This window comes from Pseudoduganella lutea (assembly GCF_004209755.1).
GTDB classification, from domain to species: Bacteria; Pseudomonadota; Gammaproteobacteria; order Burkholderiales; family Burkholderiaceae_D; genus Rugamonas; species Rugamonas lutea.
Genome location: NZ_CP035913.1, coordinates 4,793,923 through 4,805,533, shown reverse-complemented (window position 1 = coordinate 4,805,533; position 11,611 = coordinate 4,793,923). Strand labels below are relative to the sequence as shown.

Below are 11,611 nucleotides of genomic sequence, written 5' to 3'. Positions count from 1 at the left end.
CGCGTGGCGGCGATGATGACCGGTTCCCATGCATCGTCCCAGGCGCGCGGCGACTCGATGAGCGAGTGACGGGGAATAATCTTGCCACAGCGGAGCCCGGGAGCGCTGCAGGGACATAAAAAATACGAGGCAATTTTGCAACGTTTTCCGGCGATGCGCGGATATCGTTGAAATTGGAGAGAATTGGAGAGAATTACAGCGAGGTTGCGGTGCGCGCTTGCCCGCTCATTGGCCTGCTCATTGGCCCGCTCATTGGCCCATTATTGGGCCAGGGAAGCGATCAGGCAGCGCGCATGTGCTTCGCAGTCCGGTAGCGCTCGTGCCACGACAAGGCCTCTTCCAGCACGTGCGGCGTCTGGCCGCCGCGCAGCAGCGCGCGCTCGTAGTAGTCGCGCAATTGCGGGCGGTAGAACGGGTGCGCGCAGCGCTCGATGATCAGCGGCGCCCGTTCGCGCGGCGCCAGGCCGCGCAAATCGGCAAAGCCCCATTCCGTGACAAGCACGTCGACGTCGTGTTCCGTGTGATCCACGTGCGCGACCATCGGTACCACGCTGGAAATGGCGCCATCCTTCGCCTCCGACTTGCTGACGAAGATCGCCAGTTCGCCATTGCGGGCGAAATCGCCGGAGCCACCGATGCCGTTCATCATGCTGGTGCCACCCACGTGCGTGGAATTGACGTTGCCATAGATGTCGAATTCCAGCGCGGTATTGAGACCGATGATGCCGAGGCGGCGCACGATCTCCGGGTGATTGCTGATTTCCTGCGGCCGCAGCACGATCCAGTCGCGGTACTTGTCGAGATTGGCCAGGAAGCGCTCGCGCACCGGCGCCGACAGCGTGATCGACGACGCCGACGCCAACGCCAGTTGCCCCGAATCGAGAAGGGCGATCGCGCTGTCCTGCAGCACTTCGGAGTACATCGACAGGTTGCGGAACGACGACTGCGTGAGCCCGTGCAGCACGGCGTTGGCGATGGTGCCGATGCCGGCCTGCAGCGGCAGCAATTCGGGGCCCATGCGACCGGCCGCCACCTCGCCTTCCAGGAACGCCACCACGTGGCAGGCGATGGCATCCGTTCCCGCATCGGGCGGCAGCACGGAAGACGGGCTGTCCGGGCTGTCGGTGACGACGATCGCGGCGATGCGCGCGGGATCGACGGCGATCGCGGTGGCGCCGATGCGCTGGCCCGGATGCGTGAGCGGAATCGGCTCGCGCGCCGGGCGCGGGCGCGGCACGTAGATGTCGTGCAGCCCTTCCAGCGCCGCCGGCGCCGCCAGGTTCAGTTCCACGATCACGTGCCGTGCACCCTGCACGAAGCTGGCGCTGTTCCCCACCGCCATCGTGGGCACGATCGCGCCATCCTCGCGGATCGCGCACGCTTCGATGACGGCGATATCGATGGCCGGCAGCGCGCCGCTGCGCAGCTGCTCGGCCGTTTCCGACAGGTGCTGGTCGATGAACATGACTTCACCGGTGTTGATCTTGCGGCGCAGCGATGCGTCGGCCTGGAACGGCAACCTGCGCCGGAACACCCCAGCGTCGGCCATCATGCCGTCGCTGTCGTTGCCCAGCGAGGCGCCCGTGATCAGCGTGAGGTCCAGCGGCCGTTCGCGGGCCCGCTCGACCAGTGCGCGCGGCAGCGCCTTCGCATCGCCGGCCTTCGTGAAGCCGCTCATGCCCACCGTCATGCCGGGCTCGAACAGCCTTGCCGCCTGCCCGGCGGACTGGATGCGGGCCAGCAGCTCGGGCCGGCGGATGCGCTCCGCCACTTTGTGATCGACCATGGTGTCCTCCACTGTTCTTTATTCGATCAGCGGAGTATAGGGTCGCCATTCATGGAGAATATGACTTATATTCACGGCTTCCATTCGCAAAATTCATGGTGCTTGCGCACCCTCTTTTCATGGATATCCGCTCCCTGCGCTACTTCGTTGAAACCGCCCGCCTGTCCAGCTTTACCCAGGCGGCCGAGCTGCTGCACGTGACGCAGTCGACGATCAGCAAGATGGTGCACCAGCTGGAGGAAGAACTGGGCACGCCGCTGTTCGTGCGCGACGGCCGCCGGCTGGGGTTGACCGATACGGGCCGCGTCGTCTACGGGCGCGGCCAGGAAATGCTGGCCACGATGCGCACGCTGGCGGCCGAGGTGCGCGACGTGCAGGCCGTGCGCCGCGGCACACTCACCGTGGGCATCCCGCCGATGATCAACCTGCTGTTCACGCCGGTCCTGAAAGCCTTCCGCGAGCGTCATCCGGACATCGCCCTCGTGCTGCGCGAGGAAACCGGCCCCGGTGTCGAGCGGCTGGTGGCGAATGGCGAGCTGGAGATCGGCATGACGGTGCTGCCGGCCGATGCCGGCTTGTCCGTCGACACGCTGCCCGTGGCCAGTTACCCGATCTGGGCACTGGCGGCCAGCGGCACGTTCCAGCGCCAGCGGCGCACGCTGAAACTGTCCGCCCTGAAGGACTTGCCGCTGGTGCTGCTGACCGACGACTTCGCGCTGACCCGCACGCTGCGCCGGGCCTTCGCGCAGGCCGGCTTCGAACCGACCGTGGCCGCGCAGAGCGGCCAGTGGGACTGGCTGGTGGAAATGGCCTCCGCCGGCATTGGCGTGGCCCTGCTGCCGGAACCATTCATCGACCGGCTGGCCGACGAATCGCTGCAGGCCGTGCGCATCGTCGAGCCGGAACTGCCGTGGCAGGTGGCCCACGTGTGCAACGGCCGCTATCTCTCGCATGCTGCAAGGGCATGGCTGGAAGTTTCAGCCGAGGTCCTCGGCTAGCGCCGCGCTTTCATGCCCGCGCGGGTCTGCTGGAAGTTTTTACGCCGCAGTATTCGGCCTGCACTTACGCCGGCATGCGCCCCGTGCGCAGTGCGTGGCCCCAGTCCGGCCGGCCATTGTTCTCGGCCAGCAGCGCGGCAAACTCGTAGTCATAGGGCACGGCGATGTGTTCGACCTGCCAGCCGGCCGGCGTGCGTTCGACGATCGCATAGCGCGCATGCGGCGTCAGGTTTTCAGCCTTGTTGGGGAAGCCCCTGTCGTCGTTATAGGCCTGCAGGCCAACGCTGCCGGGGTTGACGACCAGCCGGCCATCGTCGAGCAGCACGCTGCGCGGGCCATGGGTATGGCCGCACAGGATCAGCGATGCGCTCGCATTGCCGGCGCGCTCCCGCACTTCGTCGTAGGTGGCCGGGCGGCGGCCCGTCTCGAGCACCGTATCCGTCCAGTACACGATGTCCGACGTTGGCGTGCCATGCACCAGCAGCACGTCATCCGTGAGCCGCAGCGTGGCGGGCAGCGAATGGAGCCAGGCGCGCTGCACCTCGGTGATCTGCTCGTGGGCATAACGGTCCGAAGCGCCCATCTTTTCCGGCACGTGCATCAGCACCTGGCGCTCGTGGTTGCCGGCGATCGTCGGCATGTCCAGCGCCATCAGGCGCTCGGCCGTTTCGCGCGGCTGCAGCGGGCCGGACACGATATCGCCCAGGTTCACCGTCACGGTCGCGCCGCGCCGTTCGATATCGGCCAGCACCGCTTCCAGTGCGCCGAGATTGCCGTGGATATCCGAGATTGCCGCGATTTTCATGGTTTTCTCCTGTGTGGTTGGCGGCCAGTATAAGCGCGCGGCGCCCCGCGAAGCGCGATGCTACATTGCGCTTTTCACAAAGGAACCGACGATGGAATTCGAATACCTGGGTTACACCATCCGCACCGAGGAATACGAAGACACGACAGCGGTGCATGGCCACCAGTGGCTGTGCACGATCATCATCAAGGGGCACGTGGATACCTGGCAAGACCGCTTTCCTGCCGATCAGGGATTCGCCACCCAGGCCGCGGCGGCCGAGGGCGGCGCCCGGATCGCCCGCGCATACCTCGACAAGAAACTGGCCGGTTCCGGACAGGGCAACCCTCAGGTATAGGCCAGCAACCGGCCGCAGGCGATCACGGCAAACCACACCAGCATCGACAGGGCCGCGTGCGCTTGCGCGCCCGCCGGCGCGGGCATTGCCACGTCCCACGCGGACACGCCGCGGTAGACGCCGATGTGGAATACAAGGGCATTCACGCCCGCCAGTGCGATCAGCGCCAGCTTCAATGCGAACACGGGATTGGCAAGAAAGTCGCGGGGCTGACTGGCGAACAGCAGCAGGCCGGCCGGCACGATCAGCAGCAGGCTGGCCGCCGCCCACGGCAACAGGTGCGCCCCCAGCGCCCGCACGGACAGGTTGCGCGCACAGCCCAGCACGCGCAGGTCGAACAGGACCACGGCGCCCACGAGGATCGCGAAACCGGCGATGTGCACGGTCTCGACGACCGGGTACAGCCACACGCCGTCGCGCATGGCTGCCGCCACGGGCGTGGCGGCCAGCCAGCCGGCGAGAACCGACAGCCAGCCCGCCTCCATCAGCGCAGTTCGGTCGTCTTGTCCTTGACCGTGATGCGCTCGGCCCGCAGTTCATCGGCCTTGCTGCGGTGCGGGTAGCCCAGCACCGTCACCTGGCCACCCGATGCGAGCGCTTCCTTCGGCAAGCCACGGCTTTCCATTCGCGACGGTGGCGCCAGCACCACATGCCACGTCTTGTCGGCCGTTTTCAGCGATACGTGGCCATGCGGCTGCGAATAGCCGCTTTCGGTGATCGTGCCCGTCAGGGTCAGCGGCTTGTCGGCGTTGTATTCGCTCCAGCCGTGATGGGCAAAGGCGGTGGCGGCGGCACCAAGGGTGAGGAGGACAGCGAGAACACGTTTCATCGGTCACACTCCTGTCAAGGGGGATGCGAGCACTTTAGCCGAACGGTGTGAAAGAGCAAGCATCATACAAAAAGCAAGCATCATCTGCCGTGCGCCGAAAATTCGCCATCACGCGTTCGACCGTGCCGGGCGACGAATTCTGGCACAATCGATCGTGCCAGTTGGCAAGCATTCACCAACACCCCGAGACCGTATGTCCACCGACCTCAATGAATCAAGGCGCGCCCATGTTCGCAGGCTGCTCAAGGTCGACGCATTCCTCACCGCCGGCGCGGGCACCGCGCACCTGCCGGTGCAGATCGTCGATATCGCGCGGATGGGTGTCGGCTTCGTCACCGGGGCCGCGCTGCAGGCCGGCCAGGCGTACACGCTGCATTTCTGTTTCCCAGGCTGCGCCGTGGAACATGTGTCGCCCGTCGAGGTCGTGTACAGCCGGGTGACCGAAGGCGGCAGGTACCGCCACGGCGCACGCTTTCATGCCTTGCCGGAGCCTACCGTCGCGCAGATCGTCGATTACGTCACGAGCAGCAAGTGGGATGAATTGAAGCACGATGAACAGGCCGCCGCGGCACAACGTCCCATGACAGGAGAAGAGAACAGGTGAGCGTATCCGTGCGCGCTGGGCGTCGCCGTGGCGCTGGCGATGGGCCGGCAGTCGCACGAGGCCTGAGCACGCGCCTGCACGACTGCCGCGCGACGATCCCGCCGCGCTGCTAGAATGCCCGCATGTTCAAGACCCGACAATGGCGCGCATGCTTCACCTGGCTGGCTTTCATCGCCGTCCTGGCAGCCGCATTGATGCCATCGGTCTCGCGCGCACTGGCGAGCGACCGGGCCGGGAACATCATGATGGCCGAGATCTGCGCGCCCAGCGGCATGAATTATGCGGCCATGAGCGATGCCGCCATGGCTGCCGCGGGCATGGTCGAGCCGGACGACAAGCGCATGGGTCACATGGATGACTGCGCCTGGTGCCGGCTCCAGGCCGACACGCCGGCATTGCCCGGCACGGTGCTTGCCGTTGCACCGGGCGAGATCGCCGCGCCGCGACCGCCACTGTTCTACCACTCCCCTACTCCGCTGTTCACCTGGGCCGCCGCCCAGCCGCGCGGCCCACCCCTGCTGGCCTGATCGATCCAACGCCTGCGGCGGCCCATGGCCGCCGAGTCCTGCCGCCACTTGCGGCAACCGGTCATTGACAGCAAAACCCACATGAACTTCGCAACCATCGCGCCGGTGCCGGCGCGCCCCGTCTTTTCCCGTATCACACGATCCCTTGTTGCCTGCTGGCGATCATCGCCCTGCCCGGCGCCGCCACCGCGCAGGACGCTACGCTGCCCACCGTGCTCGTTACCGCACGCGCCGACAACGGGGGCCTGGACGCGCAGGCGTCCGCCGGCTCGAACCTCGGCCTGAGCCGCTTCGACACGCCGGCCAGCATCGACATCATCACGCGCCGCCAGCTCGAAGAACGGGGCGACGTCAACCTGCTCGACGCCATCACCCGCGCGCCCGGCGTCAGCGCCATGCCGCACCCCGGCAACGGCAATTCGTCCGTGGCGGCGCGCGGCTTCACGGACACAACATCCGTCATGCGGTTGTACGATGGCATGCGCCAGTATGGCGGCGCCGGACTGACATTCCCGTTCGACACCTGGTCGGTCGAGCGCATCGAGGTGCTGCGTGGCCCGGCCTCCGTCATCCATGGCGATGGCGCGATCGGCGGCGCGATCAACGTGGTGCCGAAGCAGCCGACCCGCGGCGCACCGGAACACGAGCTGCAGCTGGGCATCGGCAATGAACACAGCCGCCGCGCGGCCTTCGGCAGCGGCGGCGCCATCGACGAACGCTGGTCGTACCGGATCGACGCCAGCATGGAGCGCGCCGACGGCTGGGTGGACATGGGCGAACACAGCAACCGCGCCATCTCCGCCGCGCTGCGGTTCGACGTGTCGCCGGAACTGAACATCCGCGTTAGTACCGCACGTGGCAGGCAGGAACCCATGCGCTACTTCGGCACGCCGCTCGTCGATGGCCAGCCGGTGCCCGCGCTGGCGAAGAAGAACTACAACGTGGCCGACAGCGTGATGCAGTTCGACGACCGCTGGACCGACGTGCTGGTGCACTGGCAGCCGAACGACGCCACGACCGTGCGCAGCCGCTTCTACCGCATTGGCAGCGACCGCCACTGGCGCGACGTGGAAGGCTATTACTACAACGCGGCGACCGGCCTGCTCGACCGCGCCGATGCCACGGAGATTTACCACGACCAGTCGCAGACGGGAAACACCACGTCCATGGCCATCAAGGGCAGGCTGCTCGGCATGGACAACCAGGTGTCGGCCGGCTTCGACATCAACGCGTCGACGTTCACGCACACGAACAACACGTATGTCGGCAGCGCGCCTTCCGTGGATTTGGTCGATCCCGTTCCCGGCTATTTCAGCAGTCCCATGCCCACGATCCCGCGCTACCGCACCAAGGCAAAGCAATATGCGCTGTTCGCCGAGGATAAGCTGCAATTGACACAGAAGTGGTCGGTACTGGCGGGCCTGCGCTATGACCACGCGGCGCTGCGCCGCGACGACCTGGTGGCGCAGTGGCAGGCCTACGACCGCACGTTCACCAACTTCGGCTGGCGCCTCGGCACCGTGTACCAGGCCACGCCGGCGCTGGCGTTCTATGGCCAATATGCGAAGGCGGCCGATCCGATCGGCGCGCTGCTATTCCTCTCGACCAGCAACAGCAGGTTCGACAACGCCAGCGGCCGACAACTCGAAGTCGGCGTGAAACATGCGTTCGCGAGCGGCGGCGAATGGACCCTCGCCCTCTACGACATCACCAAGAACAACCTGCTCACGCGCGACCCGGCCAACCCGGCGCAAAGCCTGCAGGTGGGCGAGCGCTCGTCGCGCGGCATCGAGGCGACGGTGGCGGCGGCGCTGGCGCCGGGCTGGCGGATCGAAGCGAATGCCTCGCTGCTGCGCGCCCGCTTCGAGGATTTCAGCGAATCGGTGGGTGGCAAGGCGGTTTCCCGCGCCGGCAACACGCCGCCCGACGTGCCGCGGCGCCTGGCCAATGTGTGGCTGGCCTGGGACCTCCTGCCCGCCTGGACGGCCAGCGCCGGCCTGCGCCACGTGGGCAAGCGCCATGCCGACAACGCCAACACGCTCACGATGCCGGCCTACACGGTCACCGACCTGTCGCTGCGCTGGAAGGCAACGTCGCGCACGCGCGTGACGCTGCGTGCTGCGAACGTGTTCGACAAGCGCTACTTCACGACGGCCTACTACATGCCGCAGCAGTGGTTCTACGGGCCGGACCGCAAGGTTGACCTGATCGTGGATCACCGGTTCTAAGCGGCGTGAACGGTAACGTCGCATGAAACGCGCCATCTACCTGATCCACCGCTGGACAGGCATCGGCATGTGCGTGCTGATGGCGCTGTGGTTCGCCAGCGGCATGGTGATGCTGTTCGTCGGCTACCCGAAGCTGACGCCGGCCGAGCGCCTGCCCCCCCTGCCCGCGCTGGCGCGGCCGGGCTGCTGCATCGATCCCGGACTGGCGATCGAGAACAGCCGCATGGGCGCCGTGGAAGCGCTGGCGCTGACATCGATCGGTGGTACGCCGTACTACGTGCTGCAGAGCGCCACCGGGGCCCGGACCGCGGTCGATGCCATGACTGGCCGGGAACACGCCGCCGTCGATCCGGCGCAGGCGGTGCATGCCGCCAGCGCCTTCGCGGCTGGCGCGCCTGCGCGGTACGAAGGCTCCGTGTACGAAGACCGCTGGACGCACGCGCGCGGGCTGAACCCGCACCGGCCGCTGCACGTCGTGGAACTGGGCGACGCGGCTTCGACACGCGTCTACGTGTCGTCCACCACGGGCCAGGTGGTGCTCGATGCCCCGCGCGCGGAACGCTGGTGGAACTTCGCCGGCGCATGGCTGCACTGGCTGTACATGCTGAAGAACCAGCCGACGGATCCCGTGTGGACCTGGACGCTGATCGCCCTCTCCACCGTCGGCGTGTTCACGTCGGTCACCGGCATCGTCAACGGCATCTGGCGCTGGCGTTTCAATGGCCGCTACAAGAGCGGCGCGCGCACGCCGTATCGCGACGCGGCCATGCGCTGGCACCACATGCTGGGCCTCGCCTTCGGCGCCATCCTGTGCACGTGGGTGTTCAGCGGGTTGATGTCGATGAACCCGGCCGGCATCTTCGATGCGAAGGGCGTGAAGCCCGAGGTCGCGGCGATGCAGGGCGGCACGCCGGCGGTTTTGCGCCTGCCGCTGCGGGTTGCCGATGCACTGGTGTTGCTTGCACGCGAAGGCTTCGCGGCCCGTGAGCTGGAATGGCGCGTGTTCGATGGGGAGCCGTTCATCCTGGCGCGCGATGGCGCGAACGACACACGCATCGTTCGCGCGGCCGGTGCAAGCTTCACGGTGGCCGACACCTGGCCAGAGGAGAAGCTGCGCCGCGCCGCGGCCAGGGTGCTGCCGTATCCGGTGGCGTCATTCGAGCGGCTGGCCAGCTACGACGCGTGGTATTACGCCCGCGACGCCGCCTCGATGTATGGCGCCGACGAACGGCGCCTGCCGGCGCTGCGCGTGGTGTTCGCCGATCCGTCGGCGACCTGGGTGCATGTGGACCTGCGCACCGGTCAGCTCGGGCTGTGCACCGACCGGTCGCAGCGCACGGGCCGCTGGCTGTTCAACCTGCTGCACAGCTGGGACCTGCCGGCGCTGCTGGCCGTGAACTGGCTGCGCATTGCAGTGCTCATCCTGCTCAGCGCAGGCGGATTGGCGCTCACCGTGACCGCCACGATCATCGCGTGCCGCCGGCTGCGGCCAGCGCGTAGAATGCAGCCCTCTGCAGAACGATAACGATAAGGATCACAAGATGAAAAAAACCGCCCTGGCGAAAGCCGATGCCAAGAAACTGATGGGCAAGATAGCGGGCCCGGCCGGCGCCGGTTTCGGCAATGCCGCCGCACCCGCCGTCGACAAGCGCGAGCAGCGCAAGCGGGATCAGGCGCTCGGGCTGGTGCCGTTCGCGGTCAAGCTTAACAGCGAGCTGGTGAAGCAGCTGCAGGCGTTGTCCGCCGAGACGGGGCAGGACTTGAATGCCACCGTGGCGGACGTGCTGGCCAAGGGTCTCGGCACGAGTACGGATACGCAGCAAAGTTGATCCCGGGCCGGCTCATGCCGGCCCATTCATCGCGGAGGTTGCCCTGTAAGACCAGCATCACTCCGGATATTCATGGCTTTGCGTTTTCTTCACGAGTCGTCCGCTGAGAGATAAAATCCCGTCTTCCAGGCTCAAAGAATCGAGACTGCTGACACTCCACTTGACATCCGCATCCGACAAATCCTCACCAATATAAAGCCGAAGAATATCAAATACAAAATATGTATCAATCATTTCCATGCGCTGATGCTGAGCCATGCCCAAGAATTCATCGAGCTCAGGGTATCGCGCAGCCCCTGAAAAAGGCGGGTGAAATTCTCCGGTGATCTCATCATCACGAATCAATTCCGCGATGCATCTCGCGTATAGCGGTTCAAATCGACATGTAAAATCTTCAACTGAGGCTGTCACCGTAAATCTCTCGCCCCCCTGTTGTTTTTTCCTTCCGAAATCAGTTTCCGAAAAAGTGATCAACCCTGATTCAGCTTCACTTCCTGAAACATAAATTTTCATCGAGGCTTCTTTCGTCGATTTATATAGGCTCGCCCTTATCGAGAAACGGCGATCTCAACTAGTAGCTGGGAACAGCCAATATTGAAGAGGGATTGCATGGGCATTCCAATGTTTTCTGCAACCGGCGTTTGAGTGACATACGGCAGGCGGTCAAAGCAGCAGCACCTCACAAATGTGCCTATCGCTGCAGAGGCAGCAGACCGGCTCCATCGATAGTGCTCAACTTCCGATCAAGCACGATAAAAACTCTTTTCATAGCGACATCAATACTTGCTTCGAAAATGGTTATAACGTCACTAGGTGCATTTGAGATAACGTACCGTTTCACTCTGGTTTCCATGGCCGTTCGCGCGAGGACATATCCACCATCTTCAGTCTCCTCACATAATTCTCCTGGCCCAAGGGCTGAAATCGGGATAGCAGTGAAGGAAAATGTCGAAAAGTGACCGGTTGCCCGATGCCCGCCATACGTCGTACACTTCCTGAACCAACTTGGCCATGTACTCTCTGGGTGAGCATCAAGAAAACTATCCAAGAACAATTGAAGTGCATTGTCAAAATCATGACCGGATTCTTTCTTTTCCACATGCACCTCCATCATACATCCGCTGTTGACAAAAACGACTTGGCTACGCTGCACCCTTGAACTAGTTTCGCTTTCTGAACATCAGCCTTCAGGGGAGTCCATGTACTACCTGCTAGGCAAGCCAAAGTAACCTACAACCCAGTTTTCATGAATTCCATTTCAGCTCCACTTACTTGCCAATGATACCGTGAACCTGATATCAGCGTAGCCACTGCCGGGGGAGGTTAACCCGGTAATCTGCAATGCCCTTTTACTACTCCCTCAAAGGTATCGCCCGTCTATGGTCACGACGCTGTCGAGCAATATATCCAATTCGCCAGCCGGGCTCTCAAGTCCTAGGCTCATCTCTATCACACCGCTCATTGTTTGTCTAACCGATACACCAGCTACAAAAACATCTGATTGCCGTCCATTTTTGCCGGATATGCTAACGTTCATTCCCAAGAGCCACTGGACATCGCTTTGGCGAACGACATCGACCAAAAGTAAGGGGCCTGTGCCGACAAGGTTTTTTCCGTTGCACCACATGATATCTCTAATAATCATCAAGTCCATGACGATCTCTTACC

14 protein-coding genes are annotated in these 11,611 nt (G+C 64.2%); 7 read left to right on the top strand and 7 right to left on the bottom strand.

Translation table 11 applies throughout. The annotated features are described in order from the left end of the window. Nucleotides 1-280 precede the first annotated feature (280 nt). A complete protein-coding gene (gene scpC, locus EWM63_RS20500; RefSeq protein WP_130188193.1) occupies nucleotides 281-1,786 on the bottom strand; it encodes a succinyl-CoA:acetate CoA-transferase ScpC in 1,506 nt (501 codons plus the stop codon). Nucleotides 1,787-1,905: 119 nt separating this feature from the next. Here scpC and EWM63_RS20495 point away from each other — a divergent pair, with 119 nt between their 5' ends. Next, entirely contained in the window at nucleotides 1,906-2,784 is an 879-nt protein-coding gene (locus tag EWM63_RS20495) for a LysR family transcriptional regulator (protein WP_130188192.1), read from the top strand. Between the two features lie 64 nt (nucleotides 2,785-2,848). On the opposite strand, the gene EWM63_RS20490 is transcribed toward EWM63_RS20495, so the two are convergent. Then, nucleotides 2,849-3,589, bottom strand: a complete 741-nt coding sequence (locus EWM63_RS20490) for a metallophosphoesterase family protein (RefSeq protein ID WP_130188191.1) — start codon at nucleotides 3,587-3,589, stop codon at nucleotides 2,849-2,851. A 91-nt stretch (nucleotides 3,590-3,680) separates the two neighbouring features. Here EWM63_RS20490 and EWM63_RS20485 point away from each other — a divergent pair, with 91 nt between their 5' ends. Continuing rightward, on the top strand, nucleotides 3,681-3,926 hold the full coding sequence (locus tag EWM63_RS20485; protein ID WP_130188190.1) for a hypothetical protein: 246 nt from the start codon (nucleotides 3,681-3,683) through the stop codon (nucleotides 3,924-3,926). Here EWM63_RS20485 and EWM63_RS20480 read toward each other — a convergent pair. Together EWM63_RS20480 and EWM63_RS20475 are read right to left on the bottom strand one after the other, a co-directional pair. Continuing rightward, nucleotides 3,917-4,411, bottom strand: coding sequence for a hypothetical protein (locus EWM63_RS20480; protein ID WP_130188189.1), 495 nt, complete (start codon nucleotides 4,409-4,411; stop codon nucleotides 3,917-3,919). The genes EWM63_RS20485 and EWM63_RS20480 overlap by 10 nt on opposite strands. Next, complete coding sequence (locus tag EWM63_RS20475) at nucleotides 4,411-4,755, bottom strand: DUF6152 family protein (RefSeq protein ID WP_130188188.1); 345 nt, start codon at nucleotides 4,753-4,755, stop codon at nucleotides 4,411-4,413. The genes EWM63_RS20480 and EWM63_RS20475 overlap by 1 nt, the downstream gene beginning before the upstream one ends. A 193-nt stretch (nucleotides 4,756-4,948) precedes the next feature. On the opposite strand from EWM63_RS20475, the gene EWM63_RS20470 reads away from it, so the two are divergent. From EWM63_RS20470 to EWM63_RS20450, 5 genes are all read left to right on the top strand, one after another. Continuing rightward, nucleotides 4,949-5,359: a PilZ domain-containing protein gene (locus tag EWM63_RS20470; protein WP_130188187.1), complete on the top strand. Its 411-nt coding sequence runs from the start codon at nucleotides 4,949-4,951 to the stop codon at nucleotides 5,357-5,359. A 122-nt stretch (nucleotides 5,360-5,481) separates the two neighbouring features. Beyond that, nucleotides 5,482-5,886, top strand: a complete 405-nt coding sequence (locus EWM63_RS20465) for a DUF2946 domain-containing protein (protein ID WP_130188186.1) — start codon at nucleotides 5,482-5,484, stop codon at nucleotides 5,884-5,886. 212 nt (nucleotides 5,887-6,098) lie between these two features. Next, the gene (locus tag EWM63_RS20460; RefSeq protein WP_130188185.1) at nucleotides 6,099-8,114 is read left to right on the top strand and encodes a TonB-dependent receptor; all 2,016 of its coding nucleotides are present in this window, start codon (nucleotides 6,099-6,101) and stop codon (nucleotides 8,112-8,114) included. A 22-nt stretch (nucleotides 8,115-8,136) separates the two neighbouring features. Continuing rightward, complete coding sequence (locus tag EWM63_RS20455; protein WP_130188184.1) at nucleotides 8,137-9,639, top strand: PepSY domain-containing protein; 1,503 nt, start codon at nucleotides 8,137-8,139, stop codon at nucleotides 9,637-9,639. Nucleotides 9,640-9,655: 16 nt separating this feature from the next. Next, entirely contained in the window at nucleotides 9,656-9,943 is a 288-nt protein-coding gene (locus tag EWM63_RS20450; protein WP_130188183.1) for a hypothetical protein, read from the top strand. A gap of 57 nt (nucleotides 9,944-10,000) precedes the next feature. Here EWM63_RS20450 and EWM63_RS20445 read toward each other — a convergent pair whose 3' ends face one another. From EWM63_RS20445 to EWM63_RS20435, 3 genes are all read right to left on the bottom strand, one after another. Beyond that, nucleotides 10,001-10,456, bottom strand: coding sequence for a hypothetical protein (locus tag EWM63_RS20445; protein WP_130188182.1), 456 nt, complete (start codon nucleotides 10,454-10,456; stop codon nucleotides 10,001-10,003). A gap of 178 nt (nucleotides 10,457-10,634) precedes the next feature. Continuing rightward, nucleotides 10,635-11,042 (bottom strand): hypothetical protein, encoded by a 408-nt coding sequence (locus EWM63_RS20440; protein WP_130188181.1) that lies wholly within the window; start codon nucleotides 11,040-11,042, stop codon nucleotides 10,635-10,637. A 261-nt stretch (nucleotides 11,043-11,303) separates the two neighbouring features. Next, the gene (locus EWM63_RS20435) at nucleotides 11,304-11,597 is read right to left on the bottom strand and encodes a hypothetical protein (RefSeq protein WP_130188180.1); all 294 of its coding nucleotides are present in this window, start codon (nucleotides 11,595-11,597) and stop codon (nucleotides 11,304-11,306) included. Nucleotides 11,598-11,611 lie beyond the last annotated feature (14 nt).